The organism is Streptomyces sp. NPDC093591, from assembly GCF_044764885.1.
GTDB lineage: Bacteria > Actinomycetota > Actinomycetes > Streptomycetales > Streptomycetaceae > Streptomyces.
Genome location: NZ_JBIWIY010000015.1, coordinates 60,308 through 86,099 on the forward strand (window position 1 = coordinate 60,308; position 25,792 = coordinate 86,099).

Genomic DNA, 25,792 nt, shown 5'->3' on the forward strand with positions numbered 1-25,792 from the left:
CCGGATGTCGATGAGGTAATTGCTGCGATCGTGGAAAATGAGTGTGCTGCCGCGATCTGTGACCATCGCTTGAATGGGAGTGGTCATGCGCGTTTTGATGGCGCTCAGCTCGCATGCCAATCCAATCTGTCCAGGCAGATTCCGTGCGTTCTCTTGTCGGCTTGGACATCTGAAGATGAGTCGACTTCTATTCGGCGATGGCGACACGGGATCCCCCGCGTCCTAAATAAGCGAGGGCGGACCACCAAGGACCTCTCTGAGGCGCTGACTATCACAAAGCTCGAGATATCTGGCGATCGCCCATTGGAGCGCAGGGCATTTAGGACCGCTATTGAAGTAGCTAGGGTCAGCTATGAAGCAGAATGCCCGACAGCGTGTGTATACGTGCCAGCGTGGGATCCGGATGCGCAGGTTGTGATTCCGCTGGACCTATTCCCGGATTCCGTGAGGAGTCATCCGCCTCGGGAATTCCTAGGTTCTCAATTCATTGCGGACGTGAACTACTACGCCGCTAATGAAGGGGAGCTCTTCTTTCAGAATATTCGACAGGCTTCTCCTGCGCCCGAAAGCTGGATGCCCGCATGACGGATGGACTGCTGGAGTCTGGAAAGACTCTTGAAGGCGGCAAAATAAATTCATCGTTAGAAGCGGTTATTCTGGATGTTGGGCATGGAAACTGTGCTCTGATTCGGGACGGGCACCGATGCCTCGTTGTCGACGTCGCGAAGGAATCTGAGCTACTTGCAGAAATTGAACGTTCTGGAGTCACTCGTATTGAGCATCTAGTTGTGTCGCATGCCGATGATGATCATGTTCGTGGGGCCTTGAAACTCCTTCCCCGAGATGAAATTTCTATCGGCACGGTCTGGTTCAATCCGGATAGCTCTAAGAACACCCGGACTTGGCGCGCTTTTGTGGCCTTGGCCCATGATCTGTACGAGGCTGGGCGCGTCAATGTTTCGACTTCCATCAACGTTGCTGCACGCGAGCTCTTATCTTTCGGTCGAGTTGACGTAGAAGTCCTCCACCCGGATATTCTTTTTAGCGGGCTCGGAACCAGGGGTGCTAGGCATGGTGGACGAACGTCGAATAGGGCTTCTGATTATGCGGTGCCGAAGATCACGTCGAATGGAATGTCGGTTGTCCTTCGGATACGTCTAGGCGGGCAGCCGGCCCTGCTTCTGCCAGGGGACCTTGATTCCGAAGCGCTCGACCGGGTGCTATTGCGGCAGCAGGAAATATCGGCACCAGTGCTGGTGTTCCCCCATCATGGCGGTCACTGCGGCGGAGCGTCGACTGCAGAATTTGCCAGGTCTCTATGTGGCGCGGTCAAGCCTGAAATGGTGGCGATCTCTTTGGGTAGGGGGCGGTACGGAAATCCGCTCCCCGAAGTGATAGAAGCTATCCGAGATACGCTGCCGCAGGCGCGCATTGCGTGTACGCAAGTTTCCACGCATTGCCAGGCTGCAGATCTTCCAACGTCTTCGTGTGCAGGGAGTGTCTTCATTTCGATGAGTGAAGGCGGTGACTTGGGAATACTTCCTGCATCTTTCACGCATAGTGAGTTCGTAGCTGGGCTCGATAGTCCAATGTGTGGGGTAGGGAAGATCTTCCTGCCAATCCCTCGTTTTAATGGTGATGGCTAGTTTAATGCCGTCTCTGCTCCAGCATGGACTTACGGAGACAGTGCAGCGTGCCGACGCTGATCAGGGCTACCGCGATGCTATGAATGTCTAGTCCGCACGGACTTCGAAGGCGCCTGATAAATTTCCTGAAACTGCACTGCTCAAGCGAAGACGTGAGAGCGGAACTCGTTGCGGACGCGGGTGAGTGGTTCGCGGTCCCGGCTGTAGTAGAGCTTGTTGGTGAGCAGGGCTGCCCAGCGATCCTTCCTGGGGGAGAGCCAGATGCCGGTGCCGGTGAAGCCGTAGTGCACCCAGACGTCATCGGCCTCCGGTGTCGTACCTGGTGCGGGGTGCCAGAACAGGCCCCGGGGCGGCGTCAGCTCTCCGGTGTGGATCTGGAGGGATTCCTTGATCCAGTCCGTGCCGAATCCGGGTGACGCGTTGATCTGGTTTGGGGCGAGGAGGTAGCGCAGGAACGTGGCGAGGTCGTCGAGGACGGAGAAGGCTCCCGCGATGCCGCACACGCCGCCGAGCAGGCGGGCGGAGAAGTCGTGGGCGCGTCCCTTGAGATGGGTTCCCGTGCTGTCGTCGAGTTCGGTCGGTGCGCAGCGGGCCGCCGCTTCGGGACTCAACGGCCCGAAGCAGGTCTGTGTCATGCCCAGCGGGCCCCAGACGCGGTCGGCCGCGAGCGCATCGAGCCGCTGGCCGGAGAGGTGTTCGGCGAGGTAACCGAGGATGAGAGCGGCGCGGTCGGTGTATTCCACGGCCTCACCGGGCGGCCGGTGCAGGGCTTCTCGCAGGACGCCGTCGCGGACGTCCTGCGGGTCGGTGCCGTACAGGTTCTTGAGGTTGGCCCGGAGCGGGACGCCGGCCGTGTGGGTGAGCAGGCGGCGTGCGGTCACCTGCGCCAGTGGATGTCCGCTCACTTCGGGCCACAAGTCACCCAGGGGTGCGTCGGGTTGGAGCTTTCCGTCCTCGACGAGACTGCCGATCGTCGACCACACCGCGAGGATCTTGGTGAGGCTGGCGACGTCGAAGACTGTGTCGTGCCGCATCGGCTCGTCGGGCCGGTCGGGATCAAGGACGCCTGTGCTGCCGCTGGCCTGGGTTCCTCGGCTGTCACCGACGGCCCAGACGGCGCCCGGGTAGATCTTGTCGCGTGCACCGTCGTGGAGGAGTTGGTGGATGCGGTCGGTGTCGAGGTCGAGCGCCATGGTCTCCCGATCGATCGTGGGCCGTGAGATGTCCCGGTGGTCAGCGTAGTGAGGGGGCCGGTATGGGACTGGTTGCGGCGCGGACAGGTCAGATGAGCTGTTTGCCGAGGTCGGCCAGGGCAGCGGCGGTGGCTGTGAGGGGATGGCGAGTGGCGTTGGTGCGGCCAGCGACTTGGAGAGCCGGGAGCAGGCCGGGGGTGGAGCGGAGTCGATTGAGGTCCTGGGCGAGGGTGCCCGGGTTGGTGAAGTCGGTGGCCAGGCCGGTTGCGGCGAGGGTGTCGCTCAGCCCCGGAACGGGCTGGTAGACGACCGGTAGTCCGCAGGCTTGGGCCTCAAGAGCGACCAGGCCCATGGCTTCGAGGGTGGTCGAGGGCATGACGAGGGCGTCGTGGTCGGCGAAGGCTTTCCACAGCTGTGGACGGCTGAGCCAGCCGAGGTAGCGGACGTGGACCTTGAGCAGGCGCAGGAGCGGGGTCAGCCCATGGAACTGGTGACGCGGCGCCGCGATGCTCAGTTCGACGGCTTGGGCTACGGGCATCGCACGCAGGAGCGCCTCGATGCCTTTCTCGGCGGTGAGGCGTCCTGCGTAGAGCAGCCGGAGGTGTCCGGTCGGTCGGCGGGCAGGGCGCGGCGGTGGGGTGGTGAGCAGGTGATCGGGGACACCCCAGGGAATCTTCTCGATCTTCCTACGCTCCATTGTGGGCGCGAGCTGAAGGAGCCGATCCGCCATGGTGCCCGTCGGGACGACGATGGCGTCCGCGAGACGCGCAGTTTCCCGCAGGACACGCATCTGGTCGCGATGGGCCTCGGCGAACAGCAGGTCGGTGCCGTGGACGAGTGCGATCCGGGGGTGTGCGGGTAGGGCGCGGATCAGCGCCGGGGTACCGCCGAAGGCAAGATGCTGGAGGTGGAGGACATCGATGCTGGCCGGGTCGATGCCCTGCGTCAGGGCCCGACGCAACGCGTTGACGTACGCCGTGAAAGGCGGCCCGGAGAGGCATTTGCCGGGCACCGTCAGCAACTCCAGCCCCGAAGGTACGTGGGGTGGAGGCGCCTGCGGGGCGAGCATGAAGGCGCGGGTCGACACCAGCGGGTTCTCGCCGGTGTAGAGGTCGAGAAAGAGTTCGACGCTGCCACCGGCGCTGCCGAAGGGCAGGTCGAGGACGGTCGCTACTTGAGGACTCACGTGGTACCTCCGGCGAGCTCCTCGTAGAGACGCGAGATATCGATGCCTGCGGTCGCGGTGTACTTGAGACCGTGCTGTTGGTAACTGGCTGGAGTGCCGAGGCAGTGCAGGAAGACGAGCTTGCCGAAGGTCATCCGGGGATAGACGCGCACGGGCCGGGCGGCACGGATCTCCAGGGTCCAGTGGATGGCGTGGCCTTGGTGGCCGAGCGGTGCGGAGACATGGACCCAGATGCCGAGCGCGCCGATCGTGCGATTGCCGTTGAGGAACTGGGCATACGTCTCCGACCCGGTCCTCTCGTGGGTGATGCCGAGGTAGAGCACACCGGGGTGCAAGACATATCCGGAGTCCGGGATGGCGGTCTCGGCGTACGGAGTCGGAGAGGCCGCGTCCAGATCGGCGTCGCAGATGCGCAGGGTGTCGCCGAGGCGCCAGTCGTAGGCGTTGGGGGAGAGGCGGGCCGGGTCGTACGGCTCGATCACGATCTCGCCTGCGCTTTGGGCGGCGGCGATCGCGGGTCCGGTGAGGATCACGAGGCCACCGCCCGGAGCTTGGTCACGTCGCGCCAGTAGGCGGAGGGCTGCGGGCCGGTCGCTGCCTGGTACTTGCCTTCGTATGGCGAGATGGGGCCGGCGGAGGCGAAGAACATGATCTGTCCGATCCGCATGCCCGCGTAGACGCGCAGGGGGCGGATCGGTGTGAGCATCAGGGTCCACTGGCCGTGGAAGCCGATGTCCCCGATGGGGGCGGTGATCTCGACGAACAGCCCGAGCCGTCCGACGGAGGACCGGCCGAACAGCAGCGGGACGAAGACGTCGGAGCCGACCTCTTCGAGGGTGTGGCCCAGGTAGAGCTCGCCGGGTTGGAGGACGTATCCGTTCGGTCCGATCGTGAACTCGGTGGTCGGGTTTGGTTGGTGGGCGTCCAGGACGCCTTCGGCGTAGGCGAGCAGGGTAGGGCCGAGGCGGACGTTGTAGCTGTTGGGGTTGACCTGATCGGGGGCGAAAGGCGTGATCCGCAGGCGGCCGTCCTGGGCGGCGGCGGTGATCTCGGGACCGGTGAGGATCACCGTGTGCCTCCTTGAGCGGGCGTGGTGAGGACGTGTTTGAGGGCCTGGCTGAGGAGTAGTCCTGCGGCGTGGGAGCGGCCCGCGAGATAGTTGTCCGCGAGGTAGTCGGTGGTCAGCACCGTGGTGACGCCGTCCGGCAAGGGGTCCGGCAACACGACGAGAGGACCGGCCTGTTCTGTGAGGAAGGCCAACAGGCCGGCCAGGTCCTGCCAGAAGTCCTCTGGGACGCGGGCGTGGACGAGCTGGTTGTCGAAGGGCTCGATGGCGAGCAGATCGCCCAGCGTGAGGATGTCGCCGAGCGGGACGGGCCGCAGCGCGGTGTCGTTGAGGATGACCGCGTCGGCACCGAGCCCGCTCCTCAGGCGGGCGGCCAGGTGGACGAGCAGGCCGCGGCGATCGGGTGTCCGGTGTTGATATGCCCGGGCGATGGGCCCGATAGCCACCGCCAACTCCTTCCTGGCCCGGCCGATCTCCTCGATCGCCTCCGACAGCTCGGCGGCGAGAGCAGCTGGCGTCCGGTCCGGGAAGCTGGTGGAGCCGGCACCCCAGCCCGGCCCGACCGGTGTGGCGACCGCGTACCCGTCGGCGAGTTCCTGTCCTTTGACGATGAGCGTGTCGCCCACGCGCACCGGGCCGTACTGCACGGTGTGGCAGTGCCCGGCGAAGATCACATCCAGGAACGGGCAATCAGCCGCCAGTTTGAGGTCTGCGTCGAATCCGGAGTGGCTGAGCAGGATCCAGCTGTCCACCTCGTGGTGGTGGGCGAGCAACAGCTCGCGCAGCGCCTGGACTGGATCGATGACACGGTGTTCGGCGCGCTGGCCGACGGGAATCGAGTGGAAAGCCTGCTGACCGATCACCGCCGTGATGCCCACGCGTCGGCCGTCGATCTCGACGATCCGCATGCGGCGGAAGAGCGCGTCGCCGGTGTCGGCGTGAACGGCGTTGGCGCAGACGGTGAGCCAGTGGAGATCCGGTTCGAAGTGGTGCGGCCAGCCGTGGTTGCCGGGCACCAGGATGTCGTACAGCTTGAGAAGGATCTTGCGCTCGATGGCGCCGTGGGCGAGGCGGTAGTAGCCGGAGCCTTCGAAGAAGTCGCCGCAGTCCACGATGAGCGAGGTCGGGCGGAGAGCGTGGAGGTGGGCCAGGAACGGGGCGGCGTTGTCGAGGGCGGAGTGGACGTCGGTGGTGGCCACGATCTGTCGCAAGGTGCGGGTGGCGGTCATGGAGTGACCTCGCAGACGTCGGCGCCCAACGTGCGGAGCTTGCCGGGCAGATCGGCGTGGCCACGGCGGAGTTGGTCGAGGCCGCCGACGGTGGTGACGCCTCGCGCGGTGAGGCCGGCGACCATGAGGGCGGAGCCGGTGCGGATGTCGGTTGCCTCCACGCCCGCGCCGGTCAGTTGCTGAGGTCCGGTCAGGCGGCACGCAGTGGGGGAGATCTCCTCGATCTCGGCCCCCAGGCGGGCCAGTTGGGGCAGCAGGTTGCCGTGGCGGCCGGGATTGATCGCGTCGGCGAACAGATGCGTGCCGGGCAGGCCGAGGGCGAGTGCCATCAGGGGCGGTTCGAAGTCAGCGTCCAGTCCGCCGGGGCTGAGGGTGGCGATAGCTCGCAGGGGGCGACTCGTCGGCCGTGCGTCCTGGGCGTGGACGCGGAGGGCGTTGTCCTCTGCGCTGGCCGGGATTCCGAGGCGCCGGAGGGCAGTTACGAGTGGGGTTACGTCCTTGCCGTGCACGCCGTTGACACGAGCCGAACCTCCGGTCGCGGCGATCGCGCAGGCCAGTGTGCCGGCCTCGATCTTGTCGCCGGGCACCTGCCAGACGACGGCGTCCTTCTGGCCGACGGACGGCGGGGAGAGAGCGAGGAGGTGCGCGCTGATCTGGGTCTCCCAGCCCACCGAGCGGAGGGCGTCGAGCACGGACAGGACTTCTGGCGAGAGGTTGGGTTCGCCCAGCCGCAGGGGGCGACCGGTTGTCACGGCGCGCAGCACTGCGGCCACGGTCGCCCCACGGGAGCGGAACGGCAGCACCAGGGACACGGTGCCGGTGCGGGGTGTGACGGCCTCGATGCGGTAGCCGGAGTCGTCCTGTGCGCTCCGGTCGCCGAACGCCTCGTACACCTTGAAGTGCAGATCCATCCCGCGAGCGCCGATCCGGCAGCCACCCGGCCAGGGAAGTCGGGCCTCGCCGTGCCGGGCGAGCAGGGCGGGGACCAGGTAGTACGAGGCGCGAATGTGGGCGGCCTGGGCCAGCTCGGGATGCGTGTGCCGGCTCTCAGTCGACATGAGCACTGCGGTCGTCTGCTCACCGACGGGCCGGGCAACGTGCCAGCCCGCCTGCTCCAACAGGGCCAGCAAGATCTGGACGTCCGTGTTCGCAGGGATGTTGCCCAGCCGCACAGGGCGGCCAAGAGCCCCTGCCGCGGCCAGCAGCGGCAGAGCGGCGTTCTTCGAGCCATCCACGGTGACGGTGCCGGTGAGTGGCGGCCCGGGGCGTACGGCGATCACCTCGGCGGCCCGAGTAGAGGTGCTGGTGGGCACGGTCAACTCCTTTGCAAGGGAAGGGAGACGGTCGTCTCCGTGGCCCGGCGGACGGGCAGGGCGATCTCCGCCCAGCACCGCTTGCCCGTGGGCGTCGGTTCGGCGGCGTACCGGTCGGCAAGAGCGGCGACGAGGAACAGGCCGCGGCCGTTCTCGCTGTGCTCGTCCGGGAGGCCGGGCCGAGGCAGCACCGGACTGGAGTCGCGCACCTCGACGCGCAGGACGGCTGCGAGCAGCTCCACTTCCAGCGAGACATGACCTCTGCCGGCGTACCGGACGGCGTTGGTGACCAGCTCGCTGATCACCAGCTCGGCCGTGTGCACCACCTCGTCGTCCAGATCCACCTCCCAGCCCTGTATCGCCTCCACGGCCTGGTGCCGGACGGAGGCGACCGCGGTGGGGGTAGCAGGTACGGACAGGGTGAGCTGGTGCGCTGCCATGAGCGGCCTCCCGAGGTTGGTGCGGCCACTTCACGCAACCAGCTCGTAGCAGTGGGTGGTTAGTCCAGGTGCCGGCGGTGCATCGGTTATGCAGGAGCTGCATCACGGCGAAGTACGGCTGATCTACGCTCGGTTGAGCAGGCAGGATCGGCGACGGCAGAAGGGGCCGTGGCAGATGGCCGAAGCACACAGGGAAGCGAGACGGATCGGCGAAGTGATCCGTCAGGCACGAGTGTTACAGCGGCGCTCGCAGAAGGACGTCGCCGCCGCGCTCGGCTACCACCAGTCCAAGGTGAGTCGTCTGGAGGGCGGCCGTGGCACGGAGGACATCCGTGTCCTGCGTGCCGTCGCGCAGGAACTCAAGATCCCTGCCCAACAGTTGGGTCTCGCCACTGCTGTTCCCGACGCCTCCGCCACCGATCCCGAAGCAGACGACATGCACCGCCGTACCTTCCTCGCCGCGAGCATCGCCGCGCTCGCGACCCCTGCCGCCTCGGCCGCCGCCCACGACGATCTCGTCCAGGCCCTGCTCCCGGGAATGAGTGCGGCAGGTACCGACGCCCCCTTGGACACGATCGCGCTCCGGGAGCGGGTTGGGACTGCCCGCAAGCTCTTCTACACCTGCGACTACGCGGAGCTGGAGCGCACGCTGCCTGGCCTGATCGCCGACCTCAGACTGGCATCCAGCAGCACGACGGACAGCGATGTGCTGTCCGCGCTGCTGGCCACGACGTACCAGACTTCCACCAGCCTGCTGCTCAAGCAGCATGACCCGGGCAACGCCTGGCTCGCGGTCGGCCGTGCGATGGCCGAGGCCGAACGCTCAGGCGACCCCGTGGTGTTGGCCTCCAGCGTCCGCGTACAGGCCCACGTCCTGGCCCGCGAGAAGCACACCGCCCAGGCCGTCACCCTCGTTCGCCACACGGCCGATCAGCTCACCGGCTCGTACGACCGCCGCTCTCCGAAGGATCTCGCAGCCGTTGGGTTGTTGCTGCTCCGCGGTGTGACCGCAGCAAGCGGCGGTGGCGATCGCGCGGCCACTGAGGAATTCCTCGCCGAGGCCAAAGAGGTGGCCCGGTACGTATCCCTCGACCGGCCCGATGCCTGGGCCAACTTCAGCCCAACCAACGTCGCCCTGCACGAGCTCAGCGCCCTGGTGGCCTTCGGCGACTCCGGCCTCGCACTCCAGGCCGCCCGCCCGCTCATGCGTCGGCACATCCCGGTCCCCGAGCGCCGGGCGGCCCTGTGGGTAGAGACAGCCCGCGCCTACAGCCAGCAGGGCCGTCTCTCCGACGGCTACCAGGCCCTGCGCATCGCCGAGACCTGCGCCGCTCAGGATGTCCGCCGACCCGCCGTCCGCGACCTGGTCGCCGACATGGCCGCCCGCGACCGCCGCCGTACTCTGCCGGAACTGCACCACTTCAGCCGCCAACTGGGAGTCCCTGCGTGAGTGAGCCGAACGACCCGGAGAAGAAGCCCTTCCTGTACGTCGTCGTGTGCGCCTGCGGCATCGCTGGCGACGTCGGCAAACTGATCACCGCTGCGCAGGGGCAGCACTGGGACGTCGGTGTCGTCGCCACCCCGCAGGCACTGGGCTTTCTCGACACTGAGGCGATCGAGGCGCAGACCGGTTACCCCATCCGCTCCGCCTGGCGAACGCCCGGCGAGGCCCGCCCACTGCCGCCCGCCGATGCCATTGCGGTGGCGCCGGCCACCTTCAACACGGTCAACAAGTGGGCGGCAGGGATCTCCGACACCCTGGCACTGGGCATCCTGTGCGAGGCGTACGGCATGGGCATCCCGACCGCCGTCCTGCCGTATCTGAACTCGGCGCAGGCCGCCCACCCCGCCTATTGCCGCAGTCTGGACTGGCTGCGGGAGATGGGTGTGCTGATCGGTTCGTACGAGCCGCATCGTCCGAAGGCCGGGGGCGGGGCGGACCGCTTCCGCTGGGAGGAAGCGGTGGAACTGCTCACCCCCAAGCTGTCCGCCCAAGCCTGATCAGCGCCGTCGTGTCGGATGCGGCGGAGATTGGACGGGTGGGGTGGGGCGCTGCGTGCCGCTGCGCTTCGCTGCTTGGGCTTGTGGACTGGGTGCGTGGCGTTCGCCAAGGCGGCGGATGCGCCAGGTCAGTGCGCGGGCGGGGCTGTGGGCGTCGTCCAGGGTGCGCTGGCCGAGGGCCTGGTCGAGGACGGCGGCTGCGTTGTGTCCTGCTGCTTCTGCATCGGCGAGCACGGTGGTGAGTGAGTCCCAGGCGGGGTCGTTGAGGATGCGCTCGGCGTGTTCGGGGACTGCCTGCTGGAGGTGGTGGGCGTAGCGGCGTTTGGTCTGCGGGCTGGGTGCCCGCCTGGCGAGGCCGGCCAGTACCGGTTTGGCAGCTCGCGCGTACGCGACCTGCAAGTGGAGGAGTGCCTGTTCTGCTGCGGCCTCCTGCTGCGCGTGCTGGCGGGTGCGGTGCCAGTGCATCGCGAACGCCACCGCGGTGAGGGCGACGTCCAGCAGCATCGCCAGCCCGGCTCCGTCCCCGTGCAGTGCGGGATCCTTCCAGATCGCCTGGACGCTGCGGCGCAGGACGCGGGTGCTGTCCAGGTCGGCGGCGATGCGGGAGCGGGTGGCGCGCTCGAAGACGGCCGCGGCCTGTTCGAGTTCGGCCTTCAGTGCCACCGGTGCGGTGACCGGCAGGAGGTCCAGTGCGGCGCCAAGCGCGACCAGCTGTCCTTGGGCGGCGTGGTCGTCGCCGTGGGTGAGGTGGTGGGGAATGCGTTCGGTGGCGGCAGTGGCCTGGTGCCACGGGTTGCCCGGCCGAACGGTGACCGGTTCGGGGCTGGTGGTGGCGAGGCGTCGGCGGATCTGAGGGAGGGAGAGGTCGGGGGCGAGAGCGGAGCCGGAGTAGAAGACCGGCTCGCCCTTGTCGTTGGTGTCGCCGGGCAGGGCGAAGTTACAGCCGAGTGCGTCGCCGGACGGGCCGAGCTTGAGGCGCACGGTCACACCCGATGCCTCCAGCAGGGCGAAGAACTCTGTCTCATCCGTTGCGGCGGCGACGGCTCGGCGGACCCGCTGGCGCAGGACGTCACGGGTGGCAGCCTCCTGGCCCAGGCGTTTGGCCTTGAAGTGTTCCTTGCTGGTGGGGCGTTTGGCGGCAGTGCCGTCGCCCGGCTTCAGTCGCCTCAGCCCGTAGTCGACTTCGATCTGGCGGGCTTCGCGCTGGACGGCGCGCTGGTCGTAGTCGCGCTGGGGGCGGCGGCCGTCCTGGCGTACGAGGGTGGCGGCGATGTGGATGTGGTCGTCGGCGTGGCGGACGGCCACCCAGCGGCACGCCTCCTCGTCCCCCTCAGGGGCGATGCCGGCGGCAGCCACGATCCGGCGGGCGATATCCCCCCACTGGGCGTCGGTGAGGAGCGGGTCTTCGGGTGCGGCACGGACCGGGCAGTGCCACACGGTGTACTTGGGTGCCTTGTTGCCGAGCATCTTCACGGGCTGGTCGAGTTGCGCGGCGAGCTGGGCCTCCACGTCTTTGGGGTCGCGGTGGGGGCTGCGGCCGGGATCGGGGGCGAAGTCGTTCCAGGAGGCCACCAGGTGCGGGTCGATGTGCTCGTTGGCCCGGCCCTTGCCGAAGAGGTAGCCGATCGTGCGGCGCGTGGCGTGAGGCCCTTTGCCGAGGATGATCTTCGGTATCACTGGCTCACCGCCCCTCGGTGATCTGGGCGACGGCGGTGTCCACCTCGGCGATGGATGCTTCGACGCGGTCCAGGAGTCGATGGACGGTGTCGGGGTGGGGCCAGGTGCCGTCCTTGTTGAGGTGCCAGGTGAGCTGGTTGAGGTTGTTGCCGATGCCGCCGAGTTGCCGGTTGGCGGCCATCAGGGCCTTGACCATGGCGCGGTAGTCGGCGACGGCGGCGGTGGGGTCGTCGGCGCGGGCGGCGGCGAGCGCACACTCGGCGACGTAGCCGCCGGGCTGCATGCGGCTCAGGGCTGCGGCTTTCTGGACGAGGGCGAACTCGTCGTCGCTGTAACGGGGGTGGACGCGGCGCTCGCGGAGCTGCTTGTCACGCAGACGGCGACGCGGCGCAGGCTGCTGCGGCACGCTCGACGACGGCTCGCTGCCCCCAGTCCCGGTCGGCTCCCCCGGGCCGGCCGACCCCGGTGCTCCTGCGCCGGATGCCTCTGCGCCCTCCAGGGCGGGGGCCGGGTAAGGACTCCTTACCCGACAACTTGCTGCGCGTGTGACGGGGGTGGCGGCCATCTGCTCTTGGGGCATGGGGTGTTCGGGGCGCGGGTCGCGCATCGGAGTACTCCGGTGGTGAGAGGGGCGGGAGGTGTGTCACGTGCGTCGCATCCGTCCCATGCCTGGTCAGAACAGGTACGGACACTCGGGCAGGTACGGAGATGTCCGTCCCAGTGAGGACATCCGTCCCCGCGCTGACCTGCGCGGGGACGGATGCGACGCATTGATACGGACCCTGGGGGAGGCGGGTCAGCGGGAGCGGTTGGGGCCGGCGGGGCCGCCGGGCGGGCCGATGGGCAGGTGGCCTGCCGAGGCGGCGGGCGGCTTGCCCTGGGCCCGGTGCGCGGGCGTGGCATCGTGCGCGGGGGCGGGCGCCGTCTCGGTGAGGTCGGGGCAGTGCCGGGCCCAGCTGTCCAGGAACCGGTTACGGGCGTACCCCTTGGCCTGCCTGCCCTTGTCGAACCGGTAGTTGGCCGGGCGGATGTCGAAGTCCCGCAGCAGTCTGCCCAGGTGGTAGACGCTGAGTCCCTTGGTGCCGTGTTCCGCCCAGGGGGCTTCGGGGTCCTGGAGCAGGGTGGTGACCAGATCCAGGGATGACAGGGCCTCGGGGTTGCCGTGTGCCTGGAAGATGCGGTGGATGTCGCGCAGCAGCCGCGTCTTCAGGTTGGTCTGCTCGTCCTGGACGGCTTCGTAGCGGGTCATCGCCACGCAGGCCGCACGGGCACGGGCGGGCCAGTGGCCGCCTGCCAGGTCGGCGATGATGACCAGCGGTTCCCAGGTGTCCGCCGCCCGGTCCTCCACCGGCATGGTCGGCGCCATGCGGCCGGCCGTGGCGCGCAGCGGTTCCAGCCAGGCGGCCAGCTTGTCCCGCAGCGCGTTCAGTTCCGGTGTGGCGTAGCGCGAGCGGAACGGGGTCACCTTCTCGCCGGGCTTGCGCTTTTGCATGCGGAGCACGACCGCCCGGTCCGTGATCGTGTCGGGCAGGTCGCCGATCGAGGCCAGCGCGGCCATGGCGAAGGTCGGATACGGGGTCGGCTTGTGCTCAGGACCGGAGATCCGCCAGGCGGGCCGGTTGCGCTGGTGTCCGGCGTTCAGCAAGCCGCGCAGTTCCTCGTTCTCGCCCGCCTTGCTGAAGATGGTGTCGGCCTCGTCCACCAGGATGGTGCGCGGGTTCTTGCCGATGACGCGGAAGAGCACGGCCGTGGACATGTTCACCGTCATGATCGGCTGGTGCACGGTCTCGTGGAGCACGTCCAGCACCCGGGACTTGCCGCAGCCCTTTGTCGGGCCGACGACCGCCAGGCGCGGCGCATGCTGCAGGACGCTCTGGATGTGCGTGGCCGCCACCCACAGGGTGACCGCGGTCAGCGCCTCGTCACTGGGCAGCACAACGTACTTGCCGATCGCCGCCCGCAACTCATCCAGCAGTACTGCACCCTCACCGGAACCTTGTTCCGAGGGGTCTGCCGGTCCCCGTGCGTCGACGGGACCGGTCCCCTCCTGCTGGGCGGTTCCCGCCACGGGTGTGTCGGTCCCCAGCGACCGGCGGGGACCGTGCTCACGGTCCCCATGGCGGTCCCCTGGTGCAACGGCAGCCTCTTGGGGACCGGTCCCCGATTTCCCGCCGCTGGCCTGCGGGTTTGCATCGGATGTCGATTCGGGGACCGGGACGTGTGGGGACCGAGCAGCGGGCACGTCGCGGGGGCGGTCCCCAACAACGGCATCAGCAGACGGCTGGGGACGGTCCCCGTATGCTTCCGCTTCCGCCGGATGTTCGACGGTCCCCGACGCGGGGACTGTGTGTCCTGCTGATCCTGGCGGCGCCAGGGGATGCCCTCGCCGGGGACCGCAGGAGTGGGCCAGCCGGTGGGGGAGGTGTTCGTGGTGCCGGCGGACGTAGAGTCCTCCATAGGCGTTCCTCTCCGGTGAGAGGCAGGACGGGCAAGGTCCCGCCCTCACCAGCTCGTTCGTTCAGGGATGGGTATTCGGCAGGGGAGTCTTCGGCCCTCGGCGTTGGCGCGCCGGGGGCCGCTTCGTCGTCCGCGTCGCGCGCGGGGTCAGGCCGTGAGGTCGTACGACGTCTGGGCGTCCAGCCACGCGTCCACCTCCCGCCAGCGGTAGCGCAGGTGACGCCCGACCTTGTGGACGCTGGGGCCGATGCCCCGGTACTTCCACTGGTAGAGCGTCTTCACCGGCACCCCGAGATAGGCGGCGACCTCCGCAGGGGTGGCAAGGGGGCCACGCTGGGCAGCCGCAGCGGTGGCAGGGGCGTTGGTGCTACGGGGAGGGTTCTTCGGCACAGGGCTCCTTTTCGGTCTTGAACAATGGGCTGGACAACACAGCCATACCACCCGGAGAAAAGTCCAGAGTTGATTCTGAAGCTCCTCACTGCTTCTTTCGGCGTGGCCGGGGAGAGGGAAACAGTAAGGGTGGATCCCCGGTTGCCGAAATCGCTCCGGCCGGGCCCGAAATTTTCTTGCGGCGAAGCAACCGGTCGAGGTGCCGGAATCCGGTACCTCCGCAGCTCAGAGGTAACACTTGGCGGGCAGGGGCGACGTGACTGACCCGCCGGGCATCATGGCTGATGTGTGTTCAAATCACCCAACTCGAAAACGGCGGGGGAGGTAACACGACACCTCGGCCGAAACGTCTCGCGATGTACCGGAATTCGACGAGACGAACGCCACTTCGCCCCCGAACGACTATTGGAGAGTTTAAGAGCTAACTCTTGCCATGCCGCCCGGATGCAAGTTACAGCTATCTGTCATGCCCAACCGACCTGTCGAAATAGGCCCCGCCGGCCTCCACACCGCCCGCGCCATCGAGCACCTACGCCTCGTACGCGGCCTGACCCAGCACCATCTCGCCGCCCACTGCACCGCACTGGGCCGCCCGATGGCCAACACCGCCCTCAGCCGCACCGAACGCGCCCGCCGCCGCTGCGACGTAGACGACCTCGTCACGATCGCCACCGCGCTCGGCGCCCCTCCCGCAGCCCTGCTGCTCCCGTGGCCGACGCACTCCCCGGTGTCCCACGCCACCTCCCACTCCCTCATCCCCACCCAGGAGGCCCTTCTTGGCTGACGTGTACGACCGCTGGCACAAGTCCCACCCCAAGCCCACCGAGGCCGAGTGCGGCGAGCACAAGAGCCGTACGAAGCGGATGGTCCCCACCGCCGACCACGGCATCGGCAAGCGTTGGCAGGTCCGCTACCGCGACCTGGACGACCGCCAGCGCAAGGAGAACTTCCACACGAAGGCCGAGGCGGACAACCGCGCCGCCGAGGTCGACGTCGAGATCCGGCAGGGCTCCTACGTCGTCCCCGCCGAGACGAAGCAGACGCTCGTCGCCTACGCACAGAAGTGGCTCGACGCGAACTCCGTCGGCCCGACGACCGCGCTCCGCTATGAGGCGACGGTCCGCAACCACATCACCGAGCACCTCGGCCGACGCGAGCTGCGATCCCTCAACCAGCCCTCGGTCATCCAGGGTTGGATCCGCACACTCCAGGACGGCGGCCTGGAGGTGTCGACGATCGAGGGCATCTTCGACATCCTCTCCAGCATCCTCGGCGCGGCCGTGGAGGACGGGCTGCTGCCGAAGAACCCGTGCAAGGCGAAGTCGGTCAAGCTCCCGACCGCGACCAAGAAGAAGATCATCCCTTGGTCGTTGGAGCGCGTGCGCGCGGTCATCACCGAACTACCGAAGCGCTTCCAGGCCGGGGGCAAGCTCGCATTCGGCTGCGGTCTGCGGCAGGGCGAGGTGTTCGGCTTCGCCGTCGAGGACATCGACTTCAAGGGCGGCTGGATCCACGTCAACCGCCAGGTGCGGCTGGTCGGTACGAAGCCCGTCTTCGCGCTGCCCAAGGGCAACAGGATCCGGTCAGTGCCCCTGTCGGCTCAGCTCGCCGCAGCCCTCAAGGCGCACATGAAGGAGTTCCCGCCGGTCGACGTCACCCTGCCGTGGACCAAGCCGGACGGCGAGCCGAAAACCTTCCGCCTCCTCTTCGTCGACAAGAAGGGGCGGGCCTACAACCGCAGCGTCTTCAACATGGGCGACTGGAAGCGCGCCCTTGCCGCCGCCGGCGTGATCCCTCCCCGAGAGCGCGGGGCGCGCTACCTCCAGGCGGCTCCGGAAGACGGCATGCACGCCCTCCGGCACGCGTACGCCTCCGTGCTCCTGGACGCGGGGGAGAGCATCAAGGCGCTCTCCGAATACCTCGGCCACTCGGACCCGGGCTTCACGCTGCGGACGTACACGCACCTGCTGCCGTCCAGCGAGACCCGCACCCGCAAGGCGATCGACGACGTCTTCGCAGAAGCCGAGGCAGAAGCCGAGGACGACCGGCCCGGCACCCAGGGCACATCAGTGCCCCCAGCGAAACCCATGTGCCCTCAATGTGCCCTGGCCGCCTGACGGCCTCTCTCCGCACATGACGAGGGCGGGGTCAGAAACCCCGCCCGAAACCCCTGAAACCCCAGGTCACGGCCACACAAGGCAATAAGGCTGATGCCCCGCCTCATGCAACCGATGGCTGAAGTCCTGCCACTCGTGCAGCAGCTGATACACATTGAACGCATCCCGGGGCCCACCCCGGTCCGGCACCGTCGACCAGATGAAAGCGGCCGCGCCCACCGCTTCCTCTCCTATACCCCGCAGCGGGTCCACCACCGTCATCGGAAGCTTGACCACGGCGTAGTCGGGGTGCAGGACGACCAGTTCCAGCGGCGGCACCTTGTGGAGCGGGACGCCTTCGATGCCCGTCAGGACCATCGCGGCCATCGTCTCCGGCTTGATCTTGGTGAACATGCCGTTCATGCCGAGCTCGTCGCCGCCGAGTTCCTCGGGGCGCATCGAGATCGGGACGCGGGCCGCGGTCGCGCCGTCGGGCGCGCCGAAGTACTTGTACGTCACCCCCACCCGACCACCATTCCTGCTCGCCCTCAGCCGATCGCGATCGATGCGTCGGTCGGCCCGCTCTGATTCGTTCGGTACACCCGGCATATCCGGTACTACGTGTCCCTGGCGTGCTTCGTTCGAATCCTCCGCGTCGCGCCGGTGCCTTCCCCGCCGGGCACGTCGAGGACCCAGGTCATCAGTCCCCTCGCCCAGTCCGCCACCGCGATGCATATCTCCACCCGACTGCTTTTCTAGGACGCGTGGCGCCCGCCGCGCAACCCGATCATCGTGTCAGTGACCTCCCCCACGGCCGCCCGCCGAAACGTGCGTTGAAACACCTGTCCGCAGGATCTTTTCAGTCCCCGACCATCACGCCCCGCATGAGCTGTGTGTATCACGTCCAGTCTCGCAGATCGTGGGGAGGGGACGGGGGGTGCTCGGGGGCGGTGGGGCGCGACGGGGGGAGTGGAGGGGGCGGGCAGGGGTGGGGAAAGGGGCCGGAAAGGGGGCGGGGCGACTGGTCGACGGTTCAGTAGCTGCCCACCGCCCCGGCCGCCGGTTCACCAGCGCCCCGCTGCCCCGGCCGCCCCCTGGCCTACCCTGAGGAGGTCACTGGCAACCGGAGTCCGAGATCATCGGAGTAGTCAGAGAAGGTCGGAGTAGTCGCAGGTCATGAGCGAAGCGCCCTCTTCAGGAACGCCCTATCCATACGATGCGCCTGCCTCGCAGGCTCTGTTCGACCGTGCGGCCGCCGTCACGCCGGGCGGCGTGAACTCCCCGGTGCGCGCCTTCCGGGCCGTGGGCGGTACACCCCGGTTCATGGTGTCCGGCACGGGTCCGTACCTGACCGACGCCGACGGGCGCGAGTACGTCGACCTCGTCTGCTCCTGGGGGCCCATGATCCTCGGGCACTCCCACCCGGCCGTCATCGCCGCCGTCCAGGACGCCGTCTCCCGCGGCACCTCCTTCGGCACGCCCGGTGAGGGCGAGGTCGCGCTCGCCGAGGAGATGGTCGAGCGGATCGAACCGCTCGAGCAGGTGCGGCTCGTCTCCAGCGGGACCGAGGCCACCATGTCCGCCATCCGGCTCGCCCGCGGCTTCACCCGGCGCACGAAGGTGATCAAGTTCGCCGGCTGTTACCACGGCCACGTCGACTCGCTGCTCGCCTCCGCCGGCTCCGGTGTCGCCACCTTCGCCCTGCCCGACACCCCCGGTGTCACCGGCGCCCAGGCCGGCGACACGATCGTCCTTCCCTACAACGACCTGGAGGCCGTACAGGAGGCCTTCCACCGGCACCCCGGTGAGATCGCCTGTGTGATCACCGAGGCCTCGCCCGGCAACATGGGCGTCGTCCCGCCGCTCCCCGGGTTCAACCAGGGGCTGAAGGACGCCTGCCGGCGCAACGGCGCCCTCTACATCTCCGACGAGGTCATGACGGGGTTCCGGACCAGCCGCGCCGGGTGGTACGGCATCGACGGGGTCGAGCCCGACCTCATGACCTTCGGCAAGGTCATGGGAGGCGGCTTCCCGGCCGCCGCCTTCGGTGGGCGTGCGGACGTGATGGAGCACCTCGCTCCCGCCGGCCCCGTCTACCAGGCCGGCACCCTCTCCGGGAACCCGGTCGCCACCGCCGCCGGCCTCGCCCAGCTGCGGCTCCTCGACGAGGCCGCCTACGACACCGTCAACGCCGTCTCCGCGCAGATCCAGTCCCTCGTCACCGAGGCCCTCGCCAAGGAAGGCGTCGCGCACCGCCTGCAGACCGCCTCCAACATGTTCTCCGTGTTCTTCACGGACCGGGACGTGCGCAACTACGAGGACGCCAAGCGGCAGGAGTCCTTCCGCTTCACCGCCTTCTTCCACTCGATGCTGGCGCAGGGCGTCTACCTGCCGCCCTCGTCCTTCGAGTCCTGGTTCGTCTCCACGGCACACGACGAGCAGGCCGTGCAGCGGATCGCCGACGCCCTCCCGGCGGCGGCCCGAGCGGCGGCGGAGGCCACGGCGGCATGAGCGACAACCCCATGACCAACGCCCCCACGGCCAACACCGGCGACATCACCGTCGTCCATCTCATGCGGCACGGTGAAGTGGCCAACCCCGACGGGATCCTCTACGGCCGTCTCGCCGGGTATCACCTGTCCGAGCTCGGGCGGCAGATGGCCGACCGGGTCGCCGAGCACCTGGCCTCCCGTGACATCACGTACGTCTGCTCCTCCCCGCTGGAGCGGGCGCAGGAGACCGCGACGCCGATCGCCAAGGCGCACGGGCTGGACCTCGCGACCGACGCGCGGCTCATCGAGGCCGACAACGTCTTCCAGGGCAAGACCTTCGGCGTGGGAGACGGGGCCCTGAAGAGGCCCGAGAACTGGAAGCATCTCGTCAACCCCTTCAAGCCGTCCTGGGGTGAGCCGTACGTCGAGCAGGTCATCCGCATGATGGGCGCGCTCGACGCCGCCAAGGACGCCGCGCGCGGGCACGAGGCCGTGCTGGTCAGCCATCAGCTGCCGATCTGGATCGTGCGGAGCTATGTCGAGAAGCGGCGACTGTGGCACGACCCGCGCAAGCGGCAGTGCACGCTCGCGTCCGTGACGAGCTTCACGTACCAGGGCGACAAGATCGTGTCCGTCGGCTACTCCGAGCCCGCCATCGACCTCGTCCCCGCCCATCTCCGCGCCGGTGCCAAGCCGGTGAAGGGCAAGGACAAGGCTTTCGGCGCGTAGACGCTCCGCTGGAAGCGCCGGGACGCATCCGCGGGCCGTGGGGGCCGGTCACGCCCACGCGGCGGAGCCGCCCATCGATACGGCTCCGCGGCTCTGCAGGGTGCCCAGTACACGTTTGTGACATTTGTTGCGAATCCTCCGTGATTCGGAGGAACCTGCCCGTTCGTCGTGCCCTCTGACTGGGTGACCACCAGCAAAGCACGACGGATGGGGCAGGAATGCGCAACTTCAGCCGAAGGGGAGTCATCGGACTCGGTGCCGGGGCGGCCGCCGGCCTCGGGCTCGCGGGGTGCGGCACGCTCACGTCGTCAGACGGGTCGAACGGCGCCGGAGGTTCCACGGACGGCGCGGACAACAAGCCCGGCACCCAGACCCACCGTGCCCGCCCCATCGGCGACGGCTCCACCTCCTACACCGGCAAGCAGCCGAACCAGCCGGGCAAGCCCGAGCCGCTGGAGCCGGGCCAGAAGCCGCCGCAGTTCGTCGTCTTCTCCTGGGACGGCGCCGGCGAGGTGGGCAACGGCCTCTTCCCGCGCTTCCTCGACCTCGCCAAGGAGCACGGCGCGCACATGACCTTCTTCCTCTCGGGGCTGTATCTGCTCCCCGAGTCGAAGAAGCGGCTCTACGAGCCCCCGAACAACCCGCGCGGCGCGTCCGACATCGGCTACCTCACCGACGAGCACATCAAGGCGACGCTGAAGAACGTCCGCCGCGCCTGGCTCGACGGCCATGAGATAGGCACCCACTTCAACGGCCACTTCTGCGCCGGCACCGGCACCGTCGGCAACTGGACGGCGCAGCAGTGGCGCAGCGAGATCGAGCAGGCGAAGGCTTTCGTGAAGGAGTGGCGGACCAACTCCGGCTGGACCGACCTGCCCTCGCTGCCCTTCGACTACGACAAGGAACTCGTCGGCGGCCGCACGCCCTGCCTCCTCGGCCAGGACAACCTGCTGCCCACCGCCCGCGAACTGGGCTGGCGCTACGACGCCTCGTCGCCGGGCGGCCGCCAGGTGTGGCCGCAGAAGAAGCAGGGGCTGTGGGATCTGCCGTTGCAGCAGATACCTTTCCCCGGACGTTCGTTCGAGGTCCTCTCCATGGACTACAACATGCTCGCCAACCAGTCGGTCAACTCCACGAACGCGCCCAGCTACAACTACCCGGGCTGGCGCAAGCAGTCGGCGCAGGCGTACATCCAGGGCTTCAAGCGGGCATATGAGACAAACCGTGCACCCTTCTTCGTCGGCAACCACTTCGAGCAGTGGAACGGCGGCATCTACATGGACGCCGTCGAGGAAGCCCTGAAGCACATCGCGCGGGAGAAGGAGAAGGGCGAGGACATACGGCTGGTCTCCTTCCGGCAGTTCGTGGACTGGATGGACGTACAGAAGCCGCAGGTGCTCGACCAGCTGCGGACGCTCGACGTCGGGCAGGAGCCCGTCGGTGGCTGGAACACCTTCCTGAAGGGCAGCTCCACAAGCTCCTCGCAGACCACCTCGGAGACGTCCTCGAACGCCGCCTGAAATGCGGGTTTACGCCCGAGAGGGGGGTGCGCAAGATCCCCGGAACGGGCATGCGAAACTTTTCACATGAGTGCCGCCAGCCGTGCCCCCCTGCGCTCGAACCGCAGCCGTGCCGTCCTGCTCACCGCGACAGCCGTGGCCGCCGCGCTGACCCTGTCCGCGTGCAGTTCCGGCGGCACGTCGGGCGGCGGTGGTGACACCAACTTCGTCACCGGCAACAACGGCATCGACACGGTCCCCGAGAGCTCTCGGACGGCGGCCCCCGTGCTGTCCGGCGAGACCATCGACGGCAAGCAGCTCACCACCGCCGACTACAAGGGCAAGATCCTCGTCATCAACGTATGGGGATCGTGGTGCCCGCCCTGCCGGGCCGAGGCGAAGAACTTCCAGACCGTCTACCAGGACCTCAAGGGCCAGGGCGTCGAGTTCGTCGGCATCAACACCCGGGACACCAGCACCACCCCGGCGGTCGCCTTCGAGAAGGAGTTCGGGGTCACCTACCCGAGTCTGTACGACCCCACGGGCAAGCAGATGCTCCGCTTCGAGAAGGGCACGCTCAACCCGCAGCTGATCCCGTCCACCCTCGTCCTCGACCGCCAGGGCAGGATCGCGGTGCGCGCGCTCCAGCCGCTCAGCGAGGACACGCTGCGCAGCATGATCAAGCCCGTCCTCGCGGAGAAGTGACGTGAGCGCGGTATCCACGCTCGCCGAAGCCGCGACGTACAACGGCACGGTGCTCAACGGCGCCCTGCTGCTCGCGCTGCCCATCGCCGTGCTCGGCGGCCTCGTCTCCTTCTTCTCACCCTGCGTCCTGCCGCTCGTCCCCGGTTACCTCTCCTACGTCACCGGAGTCAGCGGCACCGATCTGGCCGATGCCCGGCGTGGGCGGATGGTCGCCGGTGCCTCCCTCTTCGTGCTCGGTTTCACCGCCGTGTTCGTCTCCGGCGGGGCGCTGTTCGGCTACTGGGGCTCGACCCTGCAGGAGAACAAGGACGTCCTGACGAAGGTCCTCGGCGTCCTCATGGTCCTGATGGGCGTCTTCTTCATGGGCCTGATGCCCTGGCTCACCCAGCGGGAGTTCCGCTTCCACACCAAGCCGGCCACCGGGCTGGCCGGCGCCCCGGTGCTGGGCGCCCTCTTCGGCATCGGCTGGGCGCCCTGCATCGGCCCGACCCTGTCCTCCGTGCAGACGCTCGCCTTCAACGAGGCCAGCGCCGGACGCGGCGCCATACTGACCGTCGCCTACTGCCTGGGCCTCGGCATCCCGTTCGTCCTCACTGCCGTAGCCTTCCGCAAGGCGCTCGGCGCCTTCACCTGGGTCAAGCGGCACTATGCCTGGGTGATGCGCATCGGCGGCACCATGATGATCGTGACCGGTGTACTGCTGCTGACCGGCGCGTGGGACCGCATCGTGCAGGAGATGCAGGTCTGGTCCGACGGCTTCACTGTGGGGATCTGATCGATGAGCAACACCAAGACCAGCGCGCCCGACAACACCCCGGGACCGGCCGAGGACCAGGACCTGGGCGCCGCCGGCTCCCAGCTCTCCACCGCCCCCACCGAGGAGATCGCGAGCCTGCCCTCCCTCGGCGTCATCGGCTGGGCCCGCTGGTTCTGGCGGCAGCTCACCTCGATGCGGGTCGCGCTGCTGCTGCTCCTGCTGCTGTCGCTCGGCGCGATCCCCGGCTCGCTCATCCCGCAGACCGGCATCGACGAGACGAAGGTCGCCGAGTTCCGCAAGGCGCACGAGACGCTCGCGCCGATCTACGACAAGCTCGGCCTCTTCCACGTCTACAGCTCGGTGTGGTTCTCCGCGATCTACATCCTGCTGTTCGTCTCCCTCATCGGCTGCATCGTCCCGCGCACCTGGCAGTTCGTCGGCCAGCTGCGCAGCCGTCCGCCGGGCGCGCCCAGGCGCCTGACCCGGCTGCCTGCCTACACCACCTGGCGCACCGAGGCCGAGCCCGAGCAGGTCCGCGAGGCCGCGCTCACCCTGCTGAAGAAGCGCCGCTTCCGCGCGCACCTGGCCGGTGACGCCGTCGCCGCCGAGAAGGGCTATCTGCGCGAGGTCGGCAACCTCGCCTTCCACATCGCCCTGATCGTGATGCTGATCGCCTTCGCCTGGGGCCAGCTGTTCAAGTCCGAGGGCAACAAACTGATCGTCGAGGGCGACGGGTTCTCCAACACCCTCACCCAGTACGACGACTTCAAGTCCGGCAGCCTCTTCAGCCAGGACGACCTCGACCCGTTCAGCTTCACCCTGAAGAACTTCAAGGGCACGTACGAGACGAGCGGCCCCAACCGCGGCACCCCGCGCACCTACGAGGCCGACCTCACCTACAGCGTCGGCGCCTACGGCAAGGACAGGAAGACCACCGTCAAGGTCAACGAGCCGCTGGAGATCGGCGACTCGAAGGTCTACCTCGTCAGCCACGGCTACGCCCCCGTCATCACCGTCCGCAACGGCAAGGGCGACATCGTCTACCAGGACGCGGTCCCCCTCCTCCCGCTCGACGGCAACGTCACCTCCACCGGCGCCATCAAGGTCATGGACGGCTACCGCGACGCCAAGGGCAAGTGGGACCAGCTCGGCTTCCAGGCCTTCTTCCTGCCCACCTACGTCAAGGGCAACGAGCTGGCCTCGCAGTTCCCCGCGCTGCTCAACCCGGTGCTGAACCTGGAGGCCTACCACGGCGACCTCGGTGTCAACTCGGGCCTCCCTCAAAGCGTGTACCAGCTGAACAAGAAGAACCTGAAGGGGTTCAAGGACTCCAAGGGCGCGCAGCTCAGGGAGAACCTGAAGCCCGGCGAGACCATGAAGCTCCCGAACGGCGCCGGCTCGATCACCTTCGAGAAGGAGATCAAGGAGTGGGCCGGCTTCCAGGTCGCCCGCCAGCCCGCCAGCGGCTGGGCGCTCGCCGGTTCCCTCGCCGCGATCTTCGGCCTCGCCGCCTCCCTGTTCATCCAGCGCCGCCGCGTGTGGGTGCGGGCCACCACCGGCACCGACGGCGTCACGGTCGTCGAGATGGCCGGCCTCGGCCGCAGCGAGTCCGCCAAGGTCCCCGAGGAACTCGGCGACCTCGCCGGGATCCTGTACGAGCAGGCACCGGGGGCACCCGACCCCGACGACGACCCCGCAGATTCCGCAGCTTCCCCCGACCCCCAAGTCGCACCCGCCGAAGGGGCTGACAGCAAGTGACTCTCGCCGCCGCGACCGAGTTGGCCGCCGCCACCAACGAAAACCTCGCGAACATCAGCAACACGCTGATCTACTCGTCGATGGCCGTCTACACCCTGGCCTTCTTCGCGTACATCGCCGAATGGCTCCTCGGCAGCCGCAGCAAGGTCGGCCGCACGGCCGCCGCGCTCACCCCGGCGAAGGCCAAGAACGCCGACGCGCCCGCCGTCACCGTGAAGCAGGGGGGCTCCACCGCCGTACTGGAGCGGCCGAAGGTCGTCGTGCGGGCCACGGCCGGTCAGCGGGACGTGCCGGACGGGCCCGGGGCGCACGGCGGGGACGCGCAGGGCGACCTCTACGGGCGTATCGCCATCTCCCTCACCGTCCTCGCCTTCCTGGTCGAGTTCGGCGGTGTGCTCACGCGGGCTCTGTCGGTGCAGCGGGCGCCGTGGGGCAACATGTACGAGTTCAACATCACCTTCTCCACGGTCGCCGTCGGTGTGTACCTCTCGCTGCTCGCGCTGAAGAAGAACGTGCGCTGGCTCGGGCTGTTCCTGATCACCACGGTCCTCCTCGATCTCGGCCTCGCCGTCACTGTCTTGTACACCGCCAGCGACCAGTTGGTTCCCGCCCTTCACTCGTACTGGCTGTACATCCACGTCTCCACGGCGATCTTCTGCGGCGCGGTGTTCTACGTCGGCGCGGTCTCCACGCTGCTCTACCTCTTCAAGGACAGCTACGAGAACAAGCTGGCCGACGGCGGCACCCCCGGCCGCTTCGCGAACTCCGTCCTCGACCGGCTGCCGTCCTCGGCGTCCCTCGACAAGTTCTCCTACCGCGTCAACGCCGCCGTCTTCCCGCTGTGGACGTTCACGATCATCGCGGGCGCCATCTGGGCGGGCGACGCCTGGGGCCGCTACTGGGGCTGGGACCCCAAGGAGACCTGGTCCTTCATCACCTGGGTCGCCTACGCCTGCTACCTGCACGCCCGCGCCACGGCCGGCTGGAAGGGCCGCAAGGCCGCCTACCTGGCCCTCATCGCCTTCGGCTGCTGGCTGTTCAACTACTACGGCGTGAACATCTTCGTCTCCGGCAAGCACTCGTACGCCGGGGTGTAACTCCCGTAGAGGCCCCTTACCTTGAAGGCCGGTTGCTGTGACTCAGGTCACGGGAACCGGC

24 protein-coding genes are annotated in these 25,792 nt (G+C 68.1%); 12 read left to right on the plus strand and 12 right to left on the minus strand.

All coding sequences use genetic code 11. From position 1 onward, the window contains the following. The first annotated feature begins 581 nt into the window (after window positions 1–581). A complete protein-coding gene (locus ACIREI_RS29255; RefSeq protein WP_403338923.1) occupies window positions 582–1,646 on the plus strand; it encodes a ComEC/Rec2 family competence protein in 1,065 nt (354 codons plus the stop codon). 140 nt (window positions 1,647–1,786) lie between these two features. On the opposite strand, the gene ACIREI_RS29260 is transcribed toward ACIREI_RS29255, so the two are convergent. The 7 genes from ACIREI_RS29260 to ACIREI_RS29290 form a co-directional block, all read right to left on the minus strand. Beyond that, a complete protein-coding gene (locus ACIREI_RS29260) occupies window positions 1,787–2,839 on the minus strand; it encodes a serine hydrolase domain-containing protein (protein WP_403338926.1) in 1,053 nt (350 codons plus the stop codon). Between the two features lie 88 nt (window positions 2,840–2,927). Beyond that, window positions 2,928–4,025 carry a glycosyltransferase family 4 protein gene (locus tag ACIREI_RS29265; RefSeq protein ID WP_403338929.1) on the minus strand — a complete coding sequence of 366 codons (1,098 nt, stop codon included), beginning with the start codon at window positions 4,023–4,025 and terminating at the stop codon, window positions 2,928–2,930. Next, window positions 4,022–4,558 (minus strand): dCTP deaminase domain-containing protein, encoded by a 537-nt coding sequence (locus ACIREI_RS29270; RefSeq protein ID WP_403338931.1) that lies wholly within the window; start codon window positions 4,556–4,558, stop codon window positions 4,022–4,024. The genes ACIREI_RS29265 and ACIREI_RS29270 overlap by 4 nt, the downstream gene beginning before the upstream one ends. Further along, the gene (gene dcd / locus ACIREI_RS29275; RefSeq protein ID WP_403338934.1) at window positions 4,555–5,094 is read right to left on the minus strand and encodes a dCTP deaminase; all 540 of its coding nucleotides are present in this window, start codon (window positions 5,092–5,094) and stop codon (window positions 4,555–4,557) included. Before dcd ends, ACIREI_RS29270 begins: the two co-directional genes overlap by 4 nt. Further along, window positions 5,091–6,320, minus strand: a complete 1,230-nt coding sequence (locus ACIREI_RS29280; RefSeq protein WP_403338935.1) for a metallophosphoesterase — start codon at window positions 6,318–6,320, stop codon at window positions 5,091–5,093. Before ACIREI_RS29280 ends, dcd begins: the two co-directional genes overlap by 4 nt. After that, window positions 6,317–7,600: a UDP-N-acetylglucosamine 1-carboxyvinyltransferase gene (locus ACIREI_RS29285; RefSeq protein WP_403339419.1), complete on the minus strand. Its 1,284-nt coding sequence runs from the start codon at window positions 7,598–7,600 to the stop codon at window positions 6,317–6,319. The genes ACIREI_RS29280 and ACIREI_RS29285 overlap by 4 nt, the downstream gene beginning before the upstream one ends. Before the next feature lie 35 nt (window positions 7,601–7,635). Then, window positions 7,636–8,073, minus strand: coding sequence for an ATP-binding protein (locus tag ACIREI_RS29290; protein WP_403338938.1), 438 nt, complete (start codon window positions 8,071–8,073; stop codon window positions 7,636–7,638). Between the two features lie 175 nt (window positions 8,074–8,248). On the opposite strand from ACIREI_RS29290, the gene ACIREI_RS29295 reads away from it, so the two are divergent. Together ACIREI_RS29295 and ACIREI_RS29300 are read left to right on the plus strand one after the other, a co-directional pair. After that, the gene (locus ACIREI_RS29295; RefSeq protein WP_403338941.1) at window positions 8,249–9,523 is read left to right on the plus strand and encodes a helix-turn-helix domain-containing protein; all 1,275 of its coding nucleotides are present in this window, start codon (window positions 8,249–8,251) and stop codon (window positions 9,521–9,523) included. Then, window positions 9,520–10,074 (plus strand): flavoprotein, encoded by a 555-nt coding sequence (locus ACIREI_RS29300; protein ID WP_403338944.1) that lies wholly within the window; start codon window positions 9,520–9,522, stop codon window positions 10,072–10,074. The genes ACIREI_RS29295 and ACIREI_RS29300 overlap by 4 nt, the downstream gene beginning before the upstream one ends. On the opposite strand, the gene ACIREI_RS29305 is transcribed toward ACIREI_RS29300, so the two are convergent. The 4 genes from ACIREI_RS29305 to ACIREI_RS29320 all read right to left on the minus strand — a co-directional run bounded on the left by ACIREI_RS29305 (window position 10,075) and on the right by ACIREI_RS29320 (window position 14,598). Further along, on the minus strand, window positions 10,075–11,751 hold the full coding sequence (locus ACIREI_RS29305) for a mobilization protein (RefSeq protein ID WP_403338947.1): 1,677 nt from the start codon (window positions 11,749–11,751) through the stop codon (window positions 10,075–10,077). It lies immediately after the preceding gene. Between the two features lie 4 nt (window positions 11,752–11,755). Further along, complete coding sequence (locus ACIREI_RS29310; protein ID WP_403338950.1) at window positions 11,756–12,157, minus strand: MobC family plasmid mobilization relaxosome protein; 402 nt, start codon at window positions 12,155–12,157, stop codon at window positions 11,756–11,758. A gap of 390 nt (window positions 12,158–12,547) precedes the next feature. Then, on the minus strand, window positions 12,548–13,714 hold the full coding sequence (locus ACIREI_RS29315) for a DUF3631 domain-containing protein (RefSeq protein WP_403339421.1): 1,167 nt from the start codon (window positions 13,712–13,714) through the stop codon (window positions 12,548–12,550). A 641-nt stretch (window positions 13,715–14,355) separates the two neighbouring features. Further along, complete coding sequence (locus ACIREI_RS29320) at window positions 14,356–14,598, minus strand: AlpA family transcriptional regulator (protein WP_189425142.1); 243 nt, start codon at window positions 14,596–14,598, stop codon at window positions 14,356–14,358. Between the two features lie 466 nt (window positions 14,599–15,064). On the opposite strand from ACIREI_RS29320, the gene ACIREI_RS29325 reads away from it, so the two are divergent. Continuing rightward, the gene (locus tag ACIREI_RS29325) at window positions 15,065–15,382 is read left to right on the plus strand and encodes a helix-turn-helix domain-containing protein (RefSeq protein WP_403338953.1); all 318 of its coding nucleotides are present in this window, start codon (window positions 15,065–15,067) and stop codon (window positions 15,380–15,382) included. A gap of 1 nt (window position 15,383) precedes the next feature. Then, complete coding sequence (locus ACIREI_RS29330) at window positions 15,384–16,715, plus strand: tyrosine-type recombinase/integrase (RefSeq protein WP_403339423.1); 1,332 nt, start codon at window positions 15,384–15,386, stop codon at window positions 16,713–16,715. 66 nt (window positions 16,716–16,781) lie between these two features. Here ACIREI_RS29330 and ACIREI_RS29335 read toward each other — a convergent pair whose 3' ends face one another. Next, window positions 16,782–17,219, minus strand: a complete 438-nt coding sequence (locus ACIREI_RS29335) for a hypothetical protein (RefSeq protein WP_003974483.1) — start codon at window positions 17,217–17,219, stop codon at window positions 16,782–16,784. A 651-nt stretch (window positions 17,220–17,870) separates the two neighbouring features. On the opposite strand from ACIREI_RS29335, the gene hemL reads away from it, so the two are divergent. From hemL to ccsB, 7 genes are all read left to right on the plus strand, one after another. Beyond that, entirely contained in the window at window positions 17,871–19,205 is a 1,335-nt protein-coding gene (gene hemL / locus ACIREI_RS29340) for a glutamate-1-semialdehyde 2,1-aminomutase (RefSeq protein ID WP_403338956.1), read from the plus strand. After that, entirely contained in the window at window positions 19,202–19,915 is a 714-nt protein-coding gene (locus ACIREI_RS29345) for a histidine phosphatase family protein (RefSeq protein WP_403338959.1), read from the plus strand. The genes hemL and ACIREI_RS29345 overlap by 4 nt, the downstream gene beginning before the upstream one ends. 218 nt (window positions 19,916–20,133) lie before the next feature. Continuing rightward, window positions 20,134–21,435, plus strand: a complete 1,302-nt coding sequence (locus ACIREI_RS29350) for a hypothetical protein (RefSeq protein ID WP_403338962.1) — start codon at window positions 20,134–20,136, stop codon at window positions 21,433–21,435. A 66-nt stretch (window positions 21,436–21,501) separates the two neighbouring features. After that, window positions 21,502–22,119, plus strand: a complete 618-nt coding sequence (locus ACIREI_RS29355) for a TlpA family protein disulfide reductase (protein ID WP_403338965.1) — start codon at window positions 21,502–21,504, stop codon at window positions 22,117–22,119. A gap of 1 nt (window position 22,120) precedes the next feature. Continuing rightward, window positions 22,121–22,894, plus strand: coding sequence for a cytochrome c biogenesis CcdA family protein (locus ACIREI_RS29360; RefSeq protein WP_403338968.1), 774 nt, complete (start codon window positions 22,121–22,123; stop codon window positions 22,892–22,894). Window positions 22,895–22,897: 3 nt separating this feature from the next. Continuing rightward, window positions 22,898–24,634, plus strand: coding sequence for a cytochrome c biogenesis protein ResB (locus ACIREI_RS29365; RefSeq protein WP_403338971.1), 1,737 nt, complete (start codon window positions 22,898–22,900; stop codon window positions 24,632–24,634). Further along, the gene (ccsB, locus tag ACIREI_RS29370) at window positions 24,631–25,731 is read left to right on the plus strand and encodes a c-type cytochrome biogenesis protein CcsB (protein ID WP_403338973.1); all 1,101 of its coding nucleotides are present in this window, start codon (window positions 24,631–24,633) and stop codon (window positions 25,729–25,731) included. The genes ACIREI_RS29365 and ccsB overlap by 4 nt, the downstream gene beginning before the upstream one ends. Window positions 25,732–25,792 lie beyond the last annotated feature (61 nt).

Excerpts from the sequence above, each read along its gene's own strand:
- hemL (WP_403338956.1), top strand. The coding sequence starts at position 17,871 with ATGAGCGAAGCGCCCTCTTCAGGAACGCCCTATCCATACGATGCGCCT.
- ACIREI_RS29255 (WP_403338923.1), top strand. The coding sequence starts at position 582 with ATGACGGATGGACTGCTGGAGTCTGGAAAGACTCTTGAAGGCGGCAAA.
- ACIREI_RS29325 (WP_403338953.1), top strand. The coding sequence starts at position 15,065 with ATGCCCAACCGACCTGTCGAAATAGGCCCCGCCGGCCTCCACACCGCC.
- ACIREI_RS29295 (WP_403338941.1), top strand. The coding sequence starts at position 8,249 with ATGGCCGAAGCACACAGGGAAGCGAGACGGATCGGCGAAGTGATCCGT.
- ACIREI_RS29350 (WP_403338962.1), top strand. The coding sequence starts at position 20,134 with ATGCGCAACTTCAGCCGAAGGGGAGTCATCGGACTCGGTGCCGGGGCG.
- ACIREI_RS29260 (WP_403338926.1), bottom strand. The coding sequence starts at position 2,839 with ATGGCGCTCGACCTCGACACCGACCGCATCCACCAACTCCTCCACGAC.
- ACIREI_RS29345 (WP_403338959.1), top strand. The coding sequence starts at position 19,202 with ATGAGCGACAACCCCATGACCAACGCCCCCACGGCCAACACCGGCGAC.
- ACIREI_RS29355 (WP_403338965.1), top strand. The coding sequence starts at position 21,502 with ATGAGTGCCGCCAGCCGTGCCCCCCTGCGCTCGAACCGCAGCCGTGCC.
- ACIREI_RS29280 (WP_403338935.1), bottom strand. The coding sequence starts at position 6,320 with ATGACCGCCACCCGCACCTTGCGACAGATCGTGGCCACCACCGACGTC.
- ACIREI_RS29365 (WP_403338971.1), top strand. The coding sequence starts at position 22,898 with ATGAGCAACACCAAGACCAGCGCGCCCGACAACACCCCGGGACCGGCC.
- ACIREI_RS29290 (WP_403338938.1), bottom strand. The coding sequence starts at position 8,073 with ATGGCAGCGCACCAGCTCACCCTGTCCGTACCTGCTACCCCCACCGCG.